The sequence below is a fragment of the Rosenbergiella sp. YN46 genome (genome assembly GCF_036620675.1).
Lineage (GTDB): Bacteria > Pseudomonadota > Gammaproteobacteria > Enterobacterales > Enterobacteriaceae > Jejubacter.
On record NZ_JAZHEE010000002.1, the window covers coordinates 69,366 to 87,047 of the forward strand.

Here is a 17,682-nt window from a genome sequence, read left to right on the forward strand (position 1 = left end):
TGTCGGTGAGGCATTATGGCTTTTCAGTGACAGCTCGCAAACCAGGCGAATACGGTCGCTACCTGAATATCCGGAGAATACATTACCGAAGCGGGATCCCGTATACCCGGTAAACGTTTTCTGGCCTTGCTCTATTATAACGAACCAGCGGGACAGCCTGTCCTGTGGGCCGGTGGGGGATAAACAGATGCCACTCTCCCGGTGGTGCCAGCGTAAAGCGTCCCTGGCTATCGGTAGTGGTGCGGACCTGTGTGTCCACATCGGTTAACACCACCGGCACGTCGGCGACAGGCTGCCCCTGGTTGAGGATAACGCCTTCGATATGCGGACTGTTATAGTCATGAAAGACGCATCCGGATAATGAAATCATCAGAGGCAGCGCCGCCATGATGGATAGCGTTCTGTTGGAGGTGTGATACATGGCCGGATCGCCCGACAGAGTGCGTGTAGCAGTATGTTATCACTATCCTGCCTCGATGCGGGAGGGGATGTCGCTTTCTGTCCGGTCACAGGTTTTCGCTATACATCCACCTTGCTGAACTACGCGAGAAAGTACAGAAAACGCAGGTCGACATGGCCCTGGCGCCGGGTAACAGTCAACCGACCGTAGCGGGAATGGAAAAAACAGGTCGCGACCTGAAGCTTTCCCCCCTCAAACGCTACGTTGGGGCCGCAGACGGTAAACTGTGGCTGGATGTTGATGCCGGATGGCTCACACGACGGATTTTGTAGCCAGAGCGTAAAAAGCAAAAAGCCCGCTAATTAGCGGGCTTCTTTAAATATGGCTCCTCTGACTGGACTCGAACCAGTGACATACGGATTAACAGTCCGCCGTTCTACCGACTGAACTACAGAGGAATCGTGTGGAGGCCTATCTTAGCGGCGAAAATAAATTTGTCAAACCTCCGCAGGCGCCCGGCGTATCGTTTGCTGAAAAGTTCAGCGCCGCGGCGTAAAGCGTAACGATTTTTCATTAAAAAACCTTTGCAGGGCAGGGGATTGTGGCTCATGATTGAAATGTTGTTTCAACTTTTTGATGCAGGCCCACCTTGAGACTCTATGCTGCATTGCGCCAGGCGGTGGAGCGCACCCCCTGGTACTCCCGTCGTAAAAGCTACAGGACGCTGTTCTGGCGCGAGATCACTCCGCTGGCGGTGCCTATTTTTCTGGAAAACACCTGCGTGCTGCTGATGGGGGTGCTCAGTACCTTCCTGGTCAGTTGGATCGGCAAAGAGGCGATGGCCGGCGTCGGGCTTGCCGACAGCTTTAATATGGTGATTATGGCCTTCTTCGCCGCGGTGGATCTGGGTACCACGGTGGTGGTCGCCTTTAGCCTGGGCAAGCGCCAGGGGAAACGGGCCAGGGCGGCGACCCGCCAGTCGCTGGTATTGATGACGCTTATCGCCATCGGGCTGGCGATACTAATTCACGTGGTGGGGCAGCAGATTATCGATATTATCGCCGGCGCCGCCAGTACCGAGGTTAAAGCGCTGGCGTTGACCTATCTGGAGCTGACCGCCTGGAGCTATCCGGCGGCGGCTATCGCGCTTATTGGCAGCGGCGCGCTGCGCGGGGCGGGCAACACCCGGATTCCGCTGCTGGTGAACGGCGGCATGAACATCCTCAATATTATTATCAGCAGCGTGCTGATTTACGGCCTTTTCTCCTGGCCGGGGCTGGGCTTTATCGGCGCCGGGCTGGGGCTTACCATCTCGCGCTACATTGGCGCGCTGGGCATTCTTTGGGTGCTGATGAAGGGCTATAAATCGCTGCGGGTGTCGCTGCGCAGCTATTTCCGACCGCTCAACGTGGGGATTCTGTGGGAGGTGCTGGCGATTGGCCTGCCCGCCAGCGTGGAGTCGGTACTGTTCAACGGTGGTAAGCTGCTGACCCAGATGTTCGTGGCCGGAATGGGCACCAGCGTGATTGCCGGTAACTTTATCGCCTTCTCCATCGCCGGGCTGATTAACCTGCCGGGGAACGCGCTGGGCTCGGCTTCGACCATCATCGTGGGGCGGCGCCTTGGTAAAGGGCAGCGCGGCCAGGCGGAACGTCAGCTGCGCCACGTTTTCTGGCTGGCGACCATCGGCATGACCGCCATCGCCTGGCTGAGCGCGCCTTTTGCCGGGGTGATGGCCGCGTTCTATACCCGGGATCCGGATGTGAAAGAGGTGGTGAAGCATCTGATCTGGCTTAATGCGTTGTTTATGCCGATCTGGTCCGCTTCCTGGGTGCTGCCTGCGGGCATTAAAGGGGCGCGGGACGCCCGTTTTACCATGTGGGTCACCATGCTGGGCATGTGGGGCTGTCGGGTGATTGCCGGTTATATTCTGGGCATCGAGCTCGGCATGGGAGTAGTTGGGGTCTGGCTGGGGATGTTCCTGGACTGGGCGGTGCGCGCCGCTTTCTTCTACTGGCGTATGGTGAGTGGCCGCTGGCTGTGGAAGTATCCGCGTCACCCTGAACGGGCGCAGGCGGTGGGTAAGAAAGGCGGGGAAACCCGGTTAGGATGAAGCTGTCGACCCGGCGGCGTATCTGCTGTTGGAAGAGCCAGCCAACTTACATGTCCACTCTCGTTGGGAGGTCGGGCTGCCGCCGGTGTTTATGGTGACCAGGCGCAGGGTGCGTCGTGTTTGAACGAGAAAAGGCCCGCTTAAGTTACCTTAAGCGGGCCTTTCAGAATCTGGCTCCTCCGACTGGACTCGAACCAGTGACATACGGATTAACAGTCCGCCGTTCTACCGACTGAACTACGGAGGAATTGGGTTAACGGGGCGCATATTAGCGGGGGGCGCTGGGCTTGTCAAAGCCTGTTTTCACCAAAAGCGCGCGTTTGCCGATAATTTCTGCAAACGCGCAAAACAAGGCCTTTTTTAGCGCTATTTATCGGAATGGCGGCTCGTTAAAAGTACGTAATTTACGTGAATGCAGACGCTCGCCTTCGGCCCGCAGCAGGTCAATGGCGCGAATGCCGATTTGTAAATGTTCCGATATTGCCCCCTCATAGAACCGATTCGCCTGACCCGGTAGCTTAATTTCGCCGTGCAGCGGCTTATCGGAAACGCACAGCAGCGTACCGTAAGGCACCCGGAAGCGATAGCCCTGGGCCGCGATAGTGGCGCTTTCCATATCGATAGCCACGGCGCGGCTCTGGTTAAAGCGCAGCGCCGAGGCGGAATAGCGCAGTTCCCAGTTGCGGTCGTCGGTGGTCACCACGGTACCGGTACGCAGCCGCTGTTTGACCTCTACGCCCGGCATGCCGCTGACCTGTTTGGTAGCGTCGTACAGGGCACGCTGTACTTCGGCGATGCTGGGAATGGGAATATCCGGCGGCAGCACCGCATCCAGCACGTGGTCGTCGCGCAGATAGGCGTGGGCCAGCACGTAATCGCCGATGGCCTGGCTTTCACGCAGACCGCCGCAGTGGCCTATCATCAGCCAGGCGTCCGGGCGCAGCACCGCCAGGTGATCGCAGATGGTCTTGGCGTTGGAAGGGCCGACGCCGATATTAATCAGCGTAATTCCCTGTCCGTCGGCGGTGACCAGGTGCCAGGCGGGCATTTGATGCTTCTTCCAGGCCAGATCGGAGATCTCCTGTTCCGGGGTTTCGGTATCGGCGGTGATCCAGTTGCCTCCGGCGCAGGAGAGGGCGACGTAAGGACTGTCCGGATCCAGAATCTGTTCGCAGCCCCAACTGATAAATTCGTCCACGTAGCGGGTGTAGTTGGTAAACAGCACAAACGGCTGGAAGTGCTCCGGCGGCGTGCCGGTGTAGTGGCGCAGGCGCGCCAGGGAAAAGTCGACCCGTCGGGCGTCAAAGTGCGACAGCGGGTAATGTTCGGTTGGGTGCCACAAACCATCGGCCGTTTCATCACCAATCAGCGCCAGTTCGGTATTGGGGAAGTGGCGCGCCAGGCCTGCGCTCATTGAGCGATCCAGCCCCAGTTCTGCGCCGTCAATTACGTAAGGCCAGGGAATCTCATGCTGCGAAGGTGCAACGCTAATCTGCGCGCCATAGTCGCTGTACAGCAGGGTGAGCTGTTCTTCCAGGTAGCCGCGAAAAAGCGAAGGTTGGGTGATGGTAGTAGCGTAGCTGCCAGGGTGGGTAAAGCGTCCCCAGGCCCTGCTGCGCGGCGCACTGCGCGGCTCGCCGTCCCAGCTTACCCGCAGTTCGGGATAAACGAAAAGCCCGGCGCTGCGCGCCTGTGCGGACGGCAGCTCGCCGGTCTCGATGTAGCGTGCGATGGCTTCGCGCAGTGCCGCGACGGCGTTCTGGTATAGCTGTTCCAGTTTATCCAGCGCCTGAGCGGGCGTCAGGCTGGCTGCGTTATCCTGGGTCATGGTCTCTCCTTGCAGAGTAGTACAGGAAGCATTGCCGATAGTATGTCACAGCATCGTCAGAACAGAAGGGGCAGTCTGAATTCCGCATCCCGGGCTACACTGTGAAAGGGCTGAGAGTCACCCGAACGCCATTCATCGCACAGACGTTTAAGGATCCTTAAATGAGCATGATGAAAGCCGCCGCTTTTATTGAAAAAGGGCGAATCGAGATCGTGGATAAGAAAATTCCCGCGCCTGGTCCGGGCGATGCCCTGGTGAAAATCACCACCACCACCATCTGCGGTACCGATATCCATATTCTGCATGGCGACCATCCGGTTGCTCCCGGGTTGACCGTAGGGCATGAGCCGGTTGGCATTATCGAGAAGCTGGGCAGCAACGTGCGGGGCTATCGGGAAGGGCAGCGGGTGCTGGCTGGCGCGATCTGCCCGACCTTTACCTCTTACCCCTGCCAGGATGGCGTTTCCTCGCAGGATGGCTCCCACCTTGCCGGGTGCGGCTGCCACGGCTACAAGCCTTTTGGCGGCTGGCGCTTTGGGAATGTGATTGACGGCACTCAGGCGGAATATCTGCTGGTGCCGGATGCCGAGGCGAACCTGGCGCCGATCCCCGATGGTCTTTCCGATGAGCAGGTGCTGATGTGCCCGGATGTGATGTCCACCGGTTTCAAAGGGGCGGAAAACGCGGCGATAAAAATCGGCGATATTGTCGCGGTTTTCGCCCAGGGCCCTGTTGGCCTGTGCGCCACCGCCGGTGCGCGACTACGCGGCGCCAGCGTGGTGATTGCTATCAGTAGCGCGCCGGAGCGTCTTGAGATGGCGACCCGTATGGGGGCTAATGTGCTGCTGAACTATAAGCAGGTCGATGTGGTGGATGAGATCATGAAGCTTACCGGTGGGCGCGGAGTGGATGCCAGCATTGAGTGTCTGGGTACCCGAACGACCTTCGAGCAGGCGTTGCGGGTGCTGAAGCCCGGTGGAACGCTGTCCAGCCTGGGAGTGTACAGCGAGGATCTGCAACTGCCGGTTAGCGCCTTCGCCAGCGGGTTGGGGGATCACACCATTCGTACCAGTTTGTGTCCGGGAGGCAAGGAGCGAATGCGCAGAATGATGAATGTGGTGCAGCATGGCGGTCTGGATTTCGCGTCGCTGGTCACGCACCGTTTCCGGCTGGAGCAGATAGTCGACGCCTACCGACTGTTTGAAGAGAAGCGGGACGGGGTGATTAAGCTGGCGCTGACGACCTGAGCCGCGCAGACGGAGAGCCGGTGCTCTCCGTCTGCGCCGTCAGTGCTGTTGTGGCGCCTTCATCAACAGGGCCGTCGCCCCGGAGAGCAGGCAGCCCGCCAGCAGATAAATCGCCACGCTGTGCCAGTCGCCGCCGGACAACGTGACCAGCGCCGCAGCGATAAAGGGCGTAAAGCCGCCGCCGACCACGCTTGCTACCTGATAGCCGACGCCTGCGCCACTGTAGCGATAGCTGGCGCCGAACATCTCGGTGAACATCGGCTGCTGAACGCAGACCACCATATCGTGCGCGACATTGGCCAGCATGATCGAAAAGAAGACAGTCCAGAATATCGACTGCGCTTCCAGGGCCATAAAGAAAGGGAAGGCGCAGAGTGTTCCTACCAGCGCGCCTGTAATATAGATACGACGGCGGCCAAAGCGGTCTGCCAGCCAGGCGAAGCAGGGGATGGTCAGGCAACTGAGGCCGCCTACCAGCAGGCCGATATTCAGAAACAGCTCGCGCGGCAGCCCCAGGTTCTGGGTCGAGTAGTTAAGCGCGAAGGCGGTGACGATATACATGGTCAGCAGTTCGCACAGCCGCAGCGCGATAATCTTCAGGAAGGCGCCCGGGTGGCGAATCAGCGCTTCGATAACCGGCAGGCGCTGCTTAACGCGCGGCGGCCGGGTCTGGCGCTGCTGTTCAAACTCGGCAGATTCCGCCATGCCATTGCGCACCCACAGCGCCGCCAGCACCAGCACAATGCTGAACAGGAAGGGGATACGCCAGCCCCAGCTCAGAAACTGCACGTCGGTAGTAACATGGCTTATCAGCGAAACCAGACCGGTGGAAAGCAACAGGCCGACGCCGTAGCCTACCTGTACACCGCTGCTGTAGAAGGCTTTCTTCTTTTTGGGGGCGCTCTCTACCGACAGCAGCGCCGCGCCGCCCCATTCGCCGCCGACGGCAAAGCCCTGGATTGCCCGCAGGGTCACCAGCAGCACCGGCGCCCACCAGCCGATGGTGGCGAAAGAGGGCAGAATGCCGATAAGCGCGGTGGCGATACCCATCATCCACACGGTCATCATCAGCATTCGTTTACGACCCAACCGGTCACCAAAGTGGCCGAAGATTACGCCGCCCAGCGGGCGGAACAGAAAACCGACCCCAAAGGTGGCGAAGGCCGCGAGAGTACCCATAGCGGGATCAATCTGCGGGAAAAATTCGCTGTTAAAGACCAGCGCGGCGGTAATGCCATAGAGCAGAAAGTCATACCAGTCTACGACGGCGCCAGCGAAGCTACCCCAGGCGGCTCGACGGGCGCGATGAAGAGATGCAGTCTCCTTATCAGGGGAAGCGGAGATGAGCGTGGAGTCCATAGTTGTCCTGTCTGTTGATTTGGTTTTTTTTATTAGTATCGGGAGCGGATCGCTCGCATTGCAGTCGCCGTCCGTTGCCGGCGGCAACAGTGAGACTACCGTGATGGGCCGCGAGTGAAAACGATTTTATCAACCTCATTCGGGATAAAGGGAAAAATAAGAGCAATGCGGGGGATAATTCGCCTGAAGCCCGTGATTAATGCGTGTAAACGTTCATCGCTGGCAGAAAATCCTGGTGCATCGCACCTTATTTCCCTGTGGTTATACAACCGCCAGGATCTGAATAATGAATTATGATTAAGTTTCGCAGGGGCACCGATCTTCAGTCACTGAAGGTGATGATTAAATAATGGCGGATAAAGATGATGGGTAATCGTTCTCTGGTGTTATCGGGCATGCTGTTATGGGCCGGGAGTGAAATGGCAATGGCTGAACCGCTGCCGATAGACCTGGAGCCAGTACGTAACTCAATGCGCAATGAGGCCGGCGATCTGGCCAGGCTTTATCAGGAGCTATCCATTATTAGCGTTACGTCGGGCATCAGCGCGGCAAATTTTCGCGCCGATCATGACGCCAGCGATCCTCTGGATATTGATTCATGGAAATTAGCGCCGGATTACGCATTCGATATCGGTATTGACGGTTTCCGACCTTATATTGAAGGCACCTTCGGTTATGTAAGAAGCGATCAGAACCTCGACTTAGGCGACAGTGACTACCTGAGACTGGATACCAAAACGCTCTCCGCTTTGGGTGGAGTGGGGGTGGAATTTGATATCTCCAGCAATACCATTTTACGCCCAATGGCGCTGGTTGGTTATTCGCATACCTCGAACGACGCCTCTTCTGCCGGATTCCTGGGGGATACCCTTTATAGAGCGGGGCGCGGCATTATGGCTGATTTTAAAATGCGTAGCATGCTATATGGCGGTGCGCTGGAGCTGGAGCAGCGCCACCGCTGGGACAATGATGTGAAGCTCACCGCCAACCTGCGCTATGACTATCTGGTCGATGATACTTACAGCGCCAGCGATTCGTCGCTGGAGGGGCGCAACGAATTTAATGTGTTAACGGGGGCTACCGAGCTTAATGGCCCGACCGACCTCGCGCCGTTTGGCCTACCGCTACGCTGGATTGGTTTTATTACCGGTACTTATATGCCTGATACCCGCAACAATATTGGCTTTGACTATTTTATGGAGATTGGCGGCGGTATCGAACTGGTGGATAAGGATGTTATTCCGGGCATCGAAGGCGTCAGCCTGCGCGGTTCAGGCATTGTCGGTGACGGCGTGGATGGCTGGAGTGTTGGACTGAATGCCGAGTTTTAATTTATCGGGAAAACCATCATTCATCTGTTTTTTAATAAGGATTCCGGCATCTGGTCATTGGGGGGATGCATAGTGATGCGGTTGCCCGACGAATTTATTTTTCCGGTGCTGAGCCCCAAAATGACCGGATATTCGTTGTCCGCCGGCAACCTTTTCCAGCATTACCCGTTAATTCATGATGATAATCCGGGGATTACCTGGTCCGGGTGACGGCATTCTGCTGCCGGGGATAGCAGCGCTTTTAGCCATTAACGAAAAGACTGAATGCGTCTTGCGCTTTTCGCGTATAAAAAGCAAAAATCCCGCTTAAGTTTCCTTAAGCGGGATTTTTTGAATCTGGCTCCTCTGACTGGGATCGCCTTTGCCATTAACTGGCTGATTAACAATCTAAATCTAAAACTGCGAAAACTTCGCCGAAACCCTGATTGAGAGCAACGATCCCACACTCAAAATGGCGCTCTGCGGCAGACTTAATGCTTGTCTGTTGCTGCTTCAGCCCACGCTGTTAGAACCTGTCCCATCCCATCTTATTGAAAGCCTGACCGTTGACACCCTCCCTGCAAATTCCCCCCTCTTGCATGTTATTCACTGAAATACCCGAATGCGTCTTCATCTTTGCAGTAATGACGCATGAATCCCTCATCCCATCACTTCATAATCTACTTTATAGCTTTACATCTATATAGCATTTAACCTATATTAATTGGGAGGTCCCGTGTGGACAATTAAAACAACGGATACGTTTGATAACTGGTTTACCTCGCTCAATGATACCGATCGGGCCAGCGTGCTGGCAGCGCTGTTGGTCCTGCGGGAAAAGGGGCCGGGGTTGTCCAGACCTTATGCTGATACGATCAGAGGCTCCCGCTACAGCAACATGAAAGAGTTGCGCGTTCAGAGCAGGGGCGATCCGATACGGGCGTTTTTCGCTTTTGACCCGGCCCGTACTGGTATCGTGCTTTGTGCCGGAAATAAGGTCGGCAATGAAAAACGTTTTTACGATGAGATGCTCCCGGTCGCAGACCGGGAATTCACGAACTGGCTGAACACATTAAAAGAGAAGGAGTAACGCGATGGGCAGAACGCTGGAACAGCTTATTGCGGATGAAAAACCTGAAGTCGTGGCCGAAGCTCAGGCGATGGCGACGGACATCCTGCTCAACATTCACCTTGCCGAACTGCGTGAGAAGGTACAAAAAACGCAGGTGGAAATGGCACAGGCGCTGGGCATCAGGCAACCTACCGTTGCAGGAATGGAAAAACCAGGGCGCGATTTGAAGCTTTCCACTCTCAAACGCTACGTTGAAGCGACTGGCGGCAAGCTACGTCTTGATGTTGAGCTGCCGGATGGTTCTCACTACGGATTTGTACTGTAAACGCTGACGTTCCCTGAACCTGAGCGTCAACCCCTTCATGACGGGCATATGACCAATTGTCGAGAAGATATGGTTTTTCATACTGGCAAGGATGCGCTCTGCATAGTCAGCCGACCACTTTTTGTTGGTTTTGTGCCATGCCAGCGCCACGGCTTCAAAGCATTTTTCCGGTGACGCGGCGGGTTTTTCAGTCATTAGTTGTTGCGCGGGATTGATATTCTGCGCCAGTAGCTTACGGATACCGTCGCGCTGCTGGCGAGCGTTGGAAAGCGAGACCTGCGGATAGGCGCCTAACGCGATGCGGGATTCTTTTCGGTTAAAGCGATATTTGAGATACCAGAGGCGTGAGCCGCCCGGATTGACAAGCAGATACAGGCCCTGTGAATCAGTCAGTTTACAGGGGTTATCAGAAGGCTTGATACTGCGGATTTTCGCGCCGGACAGGGACATATGGTGGTCACTCCATTATCGAACTGAAATGACCCCAAATCAGACCACCAATTTCGCCGGATGCGCAGGGAAAACCAGATACGCATCGGGAAAGATTTTCACGCTAACTTATTGAAACCTAATTGAACAGGGACTTATAAGCACGCCTGAAAACAAGAATCTGGCTCCTCTGACTGGACTCGAACCAGTGACATACGGATTAACAGTCCGCCGTTCTACCGACTGAACTACAGAGGAATTGTGTGAACGGGGCGCATAGTAACGGCGCATCGGCGGCTTGTCAAAGGCGGAATCGCGGCAATGCGTTCGTTTGGCGCTAAAATCGCCAGCGGCTGCTCCAGCGTAGTGCACATCACCCTGTTATGGGGCAGGGGCAAGCGTGGTGGAGTCATGCTTTCGACGCGGCTGAAAAATCAGATTTGCTTATTATCCATGAGGTTAGCCCGAATATCTGGCGATGGATGCAATCTGGCAACCTTCTTGCAATGCCTTCTGCAGAGCCAGACCCTTTCGCACTGGTATCCCGTTCAGGAGGCAAAATGAATCTCAGACGACTGAAGTACTTCGTAAAAATCGTCGATATCGGTAGCCTGACCCAGGCCGCCGAGGTGCTGCACATTGCCCAGCCAGCGCTGAGCCAGCAGGTGGCCACGCTTGAAGGCGAAATGGATCAGCAACTCCTGATCCGAACCCGGCGCGGCGTGACCCCTACCGAGGCGGGAAAGCTGCTCTATGCCCACGCCAGCACCATTTTACGGATGTGCGACCAGGCGCAGCTGGCGGTGAATAACGTGGGGCAATCGCTAAGCGGCCCGGTCTCCATTGGTCTGGCGCCGGGAACTGCCTCGTCTTCCGTGACCATGCCGCTGTTACAGACGGTGAGGGCGGAGCTGCCAGATGTGCAAATCTATCTGCATGAAAACAGCGGCGGGCAGCTTAATGACAAGCTGCTGAGCGGCCAGCTTGATATGGCGGTGCTGTATGACAGGGCACCCACGGCCGGTATTATCAGCCAGCCGCTGCGCAAGGAGTCGCTGTTTGTGGTGGGAACTCAGAATAACCCCGGCCCGAATGTAGATCTGAGCCAGGTGGCGCAAATGAACCTGCTGCTGCCGCGTGACTATAGCGCCGTCAGGCGCCGGGTGGACGAAGCCTTTTCGCTGCGTCGCTTAACGGTGAAGATTGCCGGTGAGATTGAGTCTATCTCTACCCTGACGGCCGCCATAGCCAGCGGTATGGGCGTAACGGTATTGCCGGAATCGGCGGCGCGTCTGCTGATGGGGGCCGCCGGTGGCTGGATGTCGCGTATCACTTCGCCCACCCTGACGCTGCCGCTGTCGCTGAATTTATCGGCACGCCTGCCGCTGTCGCCGCAGGCGCAGGCGGTGAAGGAAATTCTTATGTCGCGGGTGACCCGGCCACCGCTGGAAAACCGTGAGCTGATGCTGGTGGGATAAGGTGAAACGGGTGGCCGTCGAATAACCGGCGGCCGCGTTCATTGGTTACAGCGCGTAGTAAAATGCCTTGACCTGCTCCCAGTCTTTGGGCGGGATCGGGGAAAGGTATTTTTCCAGCTGTCGGAAGTCGTGATTGATCGCCTTGCTGCGCACCCAGCGGCGGCGGCTTTTCTCCAGATCCAAAAAACCTGCCTCAATCTGGCCGCTGGTTTTCACAAAAATGTGCCGTACATAGCAGCAGCCATGCTGACGGTTAATACTGTGCATGCCATGGAACGCCAGCGCCACCTGGCGCAGCATTTCCTGACGGGTCTGGTCTTCGAAGGGCAGGTCGGCATGCTGTTTGTACCACTGGTCAATGCTGCAAAAGCCGTGCATCTCTTCGGTTACCAGGAGCGCCCGCCATTCGCCGTTGTGCTTCATCGCTTTACCGTAAACGATTTTCGGAACCTTAACGCCCGCCCGCTCCAGTTCGTTAAGTACCTGAATCTCGCGCACGATGGTGGGGCGGCCAAGCGGATAGCGCAGCGAACGGAATAAATGCTGCGTCATCCGCTTAACGTACAACACCTTACCGTCGCGCTCGATACGTTGTACGCCGCTCATGCCGTTACGACGCTGGTTTGGCTCTTCAACCCAGTCACCTTCGGTGGCCCACCAGGCGTCAAACTCTTCGATTTCTTGCTGCGTTAACATAATCAACTCAAATTTAATAAAATTATTATGTATTAATAATTTTCCTAGTTTATCTCACTGCGAATACGTTTCTTTTTGGCAAAAAATGTTAATTAATAAAGTGTTACCCATGGTAAATCGCTAACTGACTGATAGCTATAAGAATTTCCTTATTTGTTATTTCTTTATATTATAAATATTATTTTTTTATTATTTGTTGTTTTATCAGCAGCGCTGAACAATGGCTGAAAATGCGGTAACAGGGGAAAGGGCGTGAATTTTCAGCAATTAAAAATTATACGGGAAGCGGCGCGGCGAGATTTTAATCTCACGGAGGTGGCCGGCAATCTCTATACCTCACAGTCGGGAGTCAGCCGCCATATTCGCGAGCTGGAAGAGGAGCTGGGCGTTGAATTATTTATTCGCCGCGGTAAACGCCTGCTGGGAATGACTGAGCCCGGGCGGGCGCTGCTGGTCAGCGCCGAACGCATTCTCAACGAGGCCAGTAATGTGCGGCGCCTGGCCGAGCTGTTCAGTAATGATGATTCGGGCATGCTGACCATCGCCACCACCCATACTCAGGCACGTTATAGCCTGCCTGCGGTGATTAAGCAGTTCCGCGAATTTTATCCCGGCGTACGACTGGCGCTGATTCAGGGGGCGCCGGAGGAAATTTGCGCGCTGCTGCACAGCGGCGCGGCGGATATCGGTATTGCCAGCGAACGGCTGAACCACGATCCGGCGTTGACGGCCTTCTCCTGGCTGCGCTGGCACCACAGTCTGCTGCTGCCCCGGGAACATCCGCTGTGCCATGAGATGCCGCTTACCCTTGAGTCTATTGCCCGATGGCCGCTGATTACCTATCGTCAGGGCGTGACCGGCCGGTCGCGTATCGATGACGCTTTTTCCCGCCAGGGGCTAACGCCGGATGTGGTGCTCAGCGCCCAGGATTCGGACGTGATTCGTACCTATGTGGCGCTGGGGCTTGGTGTTGGGCTGGTGGCGGAACTGGCCGATAGTGACGACTGCGCTGAACAGTTGGTGCGACGCGACATTCGTCATCTGTTCGGGGCCAATACGGTCTGGCTTGGGGTTCGCCGGGGCCAGCTGCAGCGTAATTATATCTGGCGTTTTATCGCTCTGTGTAATCCTTCCCTGTCGCTGGAGGAAATTAAAGCGCGGGCGCTGAACGTGGACGATTACACGCCGGACTATCAGATTTAGCTTGGCTGAACCCGCTATTAAGTTGAGTGGCCGATATGCCGCTGCCACAATTCTTAACCGATATCCTTGTTGTCCGTTTTTCAGTATCTCTGGTCTCTTTTCCAATAAAATACCGGCAGGTGAAACATGAAAGCCTCTTCGCGTTATGTGTCTGTACGGGCTCTGATGACGGTTTCTTTTATTTCCGCCATTTTGCTGCTGCCCGTGGTATACGCACGGGCGACGACCGATACTGTTTCGGTCGTGAAGGCGGTCGATAGCTGCCCTCTGTACGTCGTGAGCATCGGAGAACACTATTCGGTGCTGCGCTCTATTAATTATCCGCTACAGCGCAACGATCGCCTGATAATGCGCGATCGCGGCCTTAGTTATCAGAATATCTATATTAAGGATGGCGATAAAAATGCCGGCTTTATGGGCATTTTTGAAATGAGTGATGTCGGTCGCCAGTTGGCGGAAAACTTCCAGAACGCTAACTGTTGATTCATCCCGGCATGATTAAAGGCGGCGCCATGATAGCGCCGTTTTTTTATTCCGGCGCCAGAGAGAGCGCATTTGCCGTCGCCATAAAGCTTTCACGCAATTTCTTGATGACCGTATCGTTGCGCCGTGATTTGAGATAGACGCAGTAGGCATGTACCGGGCGAATATCCTGATCGCTGAAAGGATGAATCTGAACAGGAATATGTTCCGAGAACTGACGGGCAATGACTTCCGGACTCAGGATAATCAGATCGGTTTGAGATACCAGGGTCAGACGATTAGTGATGGACTGAAGGGTAAAGTCGATCGTGATTTTTTCATGTCCCCAGGGCGTGGCCAGATAGTGGGCATATTTAAGCGGCGAACTCATACCGGCGCGCTCTACAAATGACATCTCCTGAATCTGATCCAGCGAGGTGAATTGGGTCATTCCGGGGTGATTTATACGGCTCACCACCACCAGCGGCGTACTAAAAATACGTTCGGTGACAAACGAACTTTCGGTAGCCGGCTCCAGCGTCAGCAGTATATCGGCCGCCCGGTTGCGCAGGCTTATCAGGTTCTCTTCGCTGTTGGCTAACTCTGGCAGCATCATCAGGCGCGATCCTGATGCCGGTAATTGAGTCGCGAAGGGCAGTACCATCATATATTCAAGCAGCTCGCTGCTGATGATTTTATAGGTATAGGCCGTTTCCGGCGCCGGGTTTTGCGGATTGCTGGTCAGGATATTACCCAGTTCGGTGATTAACGGCCGGAACTGTTCGTCCAGTTGCAGTGCCAGTGCCGTCGGTTTAAGCCGCTGGCCGCTGCGGTAAAATAGCGGATCTTCCAGTACCGTTTTCAGGCGGGTCATATTCTGGCTAACGGCGCTGGATGAAACGCCAAGCAGTTTAGCGGCGCCGGCCACCGTACCGGTACTAATAATGGCGTGTAGCGCCTTAAGCTGATTAAAGTCGAATTTAAATTCGGAAATGGGTGCGGACATTATTGGCGTTTCTCATTGGGTAGCGAAATTAGTTAAGTTCATATTAGCGGTTATTTAGCTCAGCCGATGCGTTGTCGCATCTGGCGGGGTGAAAAGATCGCATTTTGATGGCGGTCAGCATGTTTATTGACCCTGCCGACCGGCGCCAGTCCGGGAAGGGGCCGGACTTGCCAGAATCGCTGCCAGCGAATATTCAGCCTGACAATCCAGAGTCCTGGCCGCTGGCGTATCAGGTATATTCCGCCCGCTAGCGGCGCCAGACACAACAGCAGGCCTGCCAGCATAGGCCAGGGAGTACGCTCTCCCGCCTGTAGTATTTTCTCCTTGCCGGGCGATACTCCGAATCCAGACTCAATGCCCGATCGTAGCTGTCCAGCGCCTTTTGCCTGGCTTTTGGTTTCGCGTAGCTATTGGCAAGCCAGGGAACGATTGTGGGCGGCGGTCTGCGCAAAGGTGGCTGCGGCCCGGGGATAGTCGCCGGCGTAGTAACTGGAGATGCCGCGCCGCAGCGGATCCTGATAAAGGCGGACGACCCGGCAGCGCTGGCGGTGGGTCGGGGCTAAGAATACGAAGGGAAAAAAGAAGCGACAACTTAATAGGTGGTTAAGTGTCGCTAAACTTTCAGAGGGAAAAAGGCTTGTTTTTAATTAATAGTTAACTTTGAAGCGTAAAGGCGCGCTACAGGCTACCTCTACTTAAGGGGTTAAATACCGCTAAACCAGTTGTAGCCCTGATCTTCCCAGTAACCGCCGGGATTAGTATCGCTGACGAAAATAGCGGCGATGTGTTTGGCGTTTTTGAACCCCAGCTTGGTCGGCACCCGTAACCGTAATGGATAACCGTATTCCGCAGGGAGTGGTTTACCGGCAAAATCCAGCGCCAGTATGGTTTGCGGATGCAGCGCGGTGGCCATATCAATGCTGGAGTAGTAACGGTCTGCGCACTTAAAGCCGACGTAACGCGCGTTAAGATCGGCGCCGATATGTTGCAGAAACAGCTTCAGCGGCACGCCGCCCCATTGACCGATGGCGCTCCAGCCTTCAATGCAGATCAGCCGGGTTATCTGGCTTTGCTGCGGCAGGCGCTGTAACTGTTCCAGCGTCCACGGCGCTTTTTTCTCGACCTTGCCGGAGACTTCCAGTCGATAGTCGAGCAGATCCACTTCCGGCGTATTGTATTCCGGGTAAAAGGCGTTGAACGGAAAGGGGTCGGTAATCTGATCCGGGCGGTAAGTCTGGGCCAGGCGCTGGCCGCTGAACAGCCAGGACTGAACCCTGTCGTTCCAGCGCGACATGGCCCACAGCACTTTGTCGACCCGATCGCCGCTCTGCATATCGCATCCGGTTAGCATCGCCACGCCACCCAGCGTCAGGCCGGAGCGCAGTAGTAACCGCCGTTGTAGATTCACCAGCTGTTTTTTCTGATCCGGCTCCAGTGTGGGGGCGCGGCGGGGTTGAGTTTTATCCTTCACGTTTGCCTCCTGACAGCATGGCCCACAGGGTGGAGGGCACGATAATCACCATCAACAGATGGATGACGACAAAAAGCCCAATACCTGCCATGGCGAAAAAGTGGACGTAGCGTGCGGTATCAAAACCGCCAAAGGCGGCTACCAGCCAGTACAGCTGTACCGGTTTCCAGATGGCCAGCCCGGAAAGTACCACTAGCAGGCCAGGCGCCAGTACGCCCAGGTACATTAGCTTTTGAATCGCGTTGTACTGGCCGTGACGATGGCGCAGCCGCAGCGTTAATGTCAGCCAGATATCCTGGCGCAGCGCTGCCAGGCGCAGCGGCAGCAGGTCGTGGCGCAGGTGGCCGCTAAACAGACTCCACAGCAGATAGCACAGGGCGTTGAATACCAGCAGCCACATTACCGCCAGATGCCAGCCAATCGCGCCGCCCAGCCAGCCGCCCAGCGTCACCGCCGGGGGGAAGCGAAAGTCGAACAGCGGTGAAGCGTTGTAGATTTCCCAACCGCTCATAAACATGCAGACCATGGCGAACAGATTGACCCAGTGGGTAAGCCTGACTGGCCAGCGATGCACTGGTCGCGACGCGTTGGTTTTCATGTCGTCCTCCCGGATTACATTGGCGGTACGGTACCGTCTTTGCCAGCGGAAATGCGGGTGGCGACGCGCTCGCCTGCATCATCGGCGGCAGAGAACAGGACGATATGAGTACCGGGCTTCAACAGGCTGCGATCGCCGGGATCGATGGTCACAATCGGCGTATCGTCCGGCACGATGACATTTTTTTGCTGGTCACCGTAATTAACGGTCAGCGTGCGACCATTGGCGTTCACCAGCTTGCCAATCGTGCCGTTGGTCATGGTATTGATTTTGCCGTCGGCGGATTCCCAGGGAGAGTGGCCTTCGCCCGTTCCGCGCAGGCTGGCGGCGAATACGTGTACCTCAAGCGCTTTCAGGCTGCCGTCAGGCTGAGGAACGGCGGCGGTGCCGATAAAACTGTCTGGCTTGATATCCGCGGGCGAGCCCTTAGAAACGCTGAACACCTGGGTTTTGTCGTTCAGTTTGACGTCGACCTTTTCCCCTTTGCGGTCGGTCAGTTGCAGTTGGGCGTCAGAAACCTTATCGATGGTGCCGCGCAGCGGCGCAATGGCCTTTCCCTGCGCCTGCGCGGCGGCGATGCCGCTGCACAGCATCAGGGTGGACAGCAGTAAACCGGCGAGACGATGTCGTGTATGCATAAATCCTCCTGTAGTCGTTTGCAGATTAAGCATGGCTGAACGATTGG

General features: G+C 55.9%; 17 protein-coding genes, 3 tRNA genes and 2 pseudogenes. 10 read left to right on the forward strand and 12 right to left on the reverse strand.

What is annotated here, in order from left to right:
• Positions 1–82: 82 nt before the first annotated feature.
• Positions 83–421, reverse strand: a complete 339-nt coding sequence (locus V3W49_RS01930) for a carboxypeptidase-like regulatory domain-containing protein (protein WP_500143350.1) — start codon at positions 419–421, stop codon at positions 83–85.
• Between the two features lie 98 nt (positions 422–519).
• On the opposite strand from V3W49_RS01930, the pseudogene V3W49_RS01935 reads away from it, so the two are divergent.
• A pseudogene (locus V3W49_RS01935) lies at positions 520–766 on the forward strand (hypothetical protein); the annotation flags it as partial.
• A 16-nt stretch (positions 767–782) separates the two neighbouring features.
• On the opposite strand, the gene V3W49_RS01940 reads toward V3W49_RS01935, so the two are convergent.
• Positions 783–858, reverse strand: a tRNA-Asn gene (locus V3W49_RS01940).
• 191 nt (positions 859–1,049) lie between these two features.
• Here V3W49_RS01940 and V3W49_RS01945 point away from each other — a divergent pair.
• A complete protein-coding gene (locus tag V3W49_RS01945; RefSeq protein ID WP_500143352.1) occupies positions 1,050–2,513 on the forward strand; it encodes an EmmdR/YeeO family multidrug/toxin efflux MATE transporter in 1,464 nt (487 codons plus the stop codon).
• A 171-nt stretch (positions 2,514–2,684) separates the two neighbouring features.
• Here V3W49_RS01945 and V3W49_RS01950 read toward each other — a convergent pair.
• Both V3W49_RS01950 and V3W49_RS01955 read right to left on the reverse strand, forming a co-directional pair.
• Positions 2,685–2,760: transfer RNA gene (locus tag V3W49_RS01950), tRNA-Asn, on the reverse strand.
• Positions 2,761–2,883: 123 nt separating this feature from the next.
• Entirely contained in the window at positions 2,884–4,341 is a 1,458-nt protein-coding gene (locus V3W49_RS01955) for an AMP nucleosidase (protein ID WP_500143353.1), read from the reverse strand.
• Positions 4,342–4,502: 161 nt separating this feature from the next.
• Between V3W49_RS01955 and V3W49_RS01960 the strand changes: the two genes are divergently transcribed.
• Positions 4,503–5,588, forward strand: coding sequence for an NAD(P)-dependent alcohol dehydrogenase (locus V3W49_RS01960; RefSeq protein ID WP_500143354.1), 1,086 nt, complete (start codon positions 4,503–4,505; stop codon positions 5,586–5,588).
• A 39-nt stretch (positions 5,589–5,627) separates the two neighbouring features.
• Here the strand turns inward: V3W49_RS01960 and shiA are convergent, their stop codons facing one another.
• A complete protein-coding gene (gene shiA / locus V3W49_RS01965; protein ID WP_500143356.1) occupies positions 5,628–6,947 on the reverse strand; it encodes a shikimate transporter in 1,320 nt (439 codons plus the stop codon).
• A 362-nt stretch (positions 6,948–7,309) separates the two neighbouring features.
• Here shiA and V3W49_RS01970 point away from each other — a divergent pair, with 362 nt between their 5' ends.
• The 3 genes from V3W49_RS01970 (at position 7,310) to proR (ending at position 9,654) form a co-directional block, all read left to right on the forward strand.
• The gene (locus tag V3W49_RS01970; protein ID WP_500143357.1) at positions 7,310–8,278 is read left to right on the forward strand and encodes a hypothetical protein; all 969 of its coding nucleotides are present in this window, start codon (positions 7,310–7,312) and stop codon (positions 8,276–8,278) included.
• A gap of 715 nt (positions 8,279–8,993) precedes the next feature.
• Positions 8,994–9,347 (forward strand): type II toxin-antitoxin system RelE/ParE family toxin, encoded by a 354-nt coding sequence (locus tag V3W49_RS01975; protein ID WP_500143358.1) that lies wholly within the window; start codon positions 8,994–8,996, stop codon positions 9,345–9,347.
• A 4-nt stretch (positions 9,348–9,351) separates the two neighbouring features.
• Entirely contained in the window at positions 9,352–9,654 is a 303-nt protein-coding gene (gene proR / locus V3W49_RS01980; RefSeq protein ID WP_000533827.1) for a transcriptional regulator ProR, read from the forward strand.
• A 39-nt stretch (positions 9,655–9,693) separates the two neighbouring features.
• Here the strand turns inward: proR and V3W49_RS01985 are convergent.
• Positions 9,694–10,104 (reverse strand): annotated as a pseudogene (locus tag V3W49_RS01985) (Arm DNA-binding domain-containing protein); the annotation flags it as partial.
• A 161-nt stretch (positions 10,105–10,265) separates the two neighbouring features.
• Positions 10,266–10,341: transfer RNA gene (locus V3W49_RS01990), tRNA-Asn, on the reverse strand.
• Between the two features lie 302 nt (positions 10,342–10,643).
• On the opposite strand from V3W49_RS01990, the gene nac reads away from it, so the two are divergent.
• Positions 10,644–11,561 (forward strand): nitrogen assimilation transcriptional regulator NAC, encoded by a 918-nt coding sequence (gene nac / locus V3W49_RS01995; RefSeq protein ID WP_500143360.1) that lies wholly within the window; start codon positions 10,644–10,646, stop codon positions 11,559–11,561.
• Between the two features lie 45 nt (positions 11,562–11,606).
• Here the strand turns inward: nac and inaA are convergent, their stop codons facing one another.
• The gene (inaA, locus tag V3W49_RS02000) at positions 11,607–12,257 is read right to left on the reverse strand and encodes a lipopolysaccharide kinase InaA (RefSeq protein ID WP_500143361.1); all 651 of its coding nucleotides are present in this window, start codon (positions 12,255–12,257) and stop codon (positions 11,607–11,609) included.
• A gap of 252 nt (positions 12,258–12,509) precedes the next feature.
• Between inaA and cbl the strand changes: the two genes are divergently transcribed.
• Both cbl and V3W49_RS02010 read left to right on the forward strand, forming a co-directional pair.
• Positions 12,510–13,460, forward strand: a complete 951-nt coding sequence (cbl, locus tag V3W49_RS02005; RefSeq protein ID WP_500143362.1) for an HTH-type transcriptional regulator Cbl — start codon at positions 12,510–12,512, stop codon at positions 13,458–13,460.
• A gap of 126 nt (positions 13,461–13,586) precedes the next feature.
• On the forward strand, positions 13,587–13,943 hold the full coding sequence (locus V3W49_RS02010; RefSeq protein ID WP_500143363.1) for a hypothetical protein: 357 nt from the start codon (positions 13,587–13,589) through the stop codon (positions 13,941–13,943).
• A gap of 46 nt (positions 13,944–13,989) precedes the next feature.
• Here V3W49_RS02010 and V3W49_RS02015 read toward each other — a convergent pair whose 3' ends face one another.
• On the reverse strand, positions 13,990–14,928 hold the full coding sequence (locus V3W49_RS02015) for a LysR family transcriptional regulator (protein ID WP_500143364.1): 939 nt from the start codon (positions 14,926–14,928) through the stop codon (positions 13,990–13,992).
• 431 nt (positions 14,929–15,359) lie between these two features.
• On the opposite strand from V3W49_RS02015, the gene V3W49_RS02020 reads away from it, so the two are divergent.
• Entirely contained in the window at positions 15,360–15,491 is a 132-nt protein-coding gene (locus tag V3W49_RS02020) for a hypothetical protein (RefSeq protein WP_500143365.1), read from the forward strand.
• Positions 15,492–15,631: 140 nt separating this feature from the next.
• On the opposite strand, the gene V3W49_RS02025 is transcribed toward V3W49_RS02020, so the two are convergent.
• From V3W49_RS02025 to V3W49_RS02035, 3 genes are read right to left on the reverse strand one after another with little or no spacing between them, the layout of a single operon-like run.
• On the reverse strand, positions 15,632–16,399 hold the full coding sequence (locus V3W49_RS02025) for a molybdopterin-dependent oxidoreductase (protein ID WP_500143366.1): 768 nt from the start codon (positions 16,397–16,399) through the stop codon (positions 15,632–15,634).
• The gene (locus tag V3W49_RS02030) at positions 16,389–16,997 is read right to left on the reverse strand and encodes a cytochrome b/b6 domain-containing protein (RefSeq protein ID WP_500143367.1); all 609 of its coding nucleotides are present in this window, start codon (positions 16,995–16,997) and stop codon (positions 16,389–16,391) included. The genes V3W49_RS02025 and V3W49_RS02030 overlap by 11 nt, the downstream gene beginning before the upstream one ends.
• A 14-nt stretch (positions 16,998–17,011) precedes the next feature.
• On the reverse strand, positions 17,012–17,635 hold the full coding sequence (locus V3W49_RS02035; RefSeq protein WP_500143368.1) for a hypothetical protein: 624 nt from the start codon (positions 17,633–17,635) through the stop codon (positions 17,012–17,014).
• Positions 17,636–17,682 lie beyond the last annotated feature (47 nt).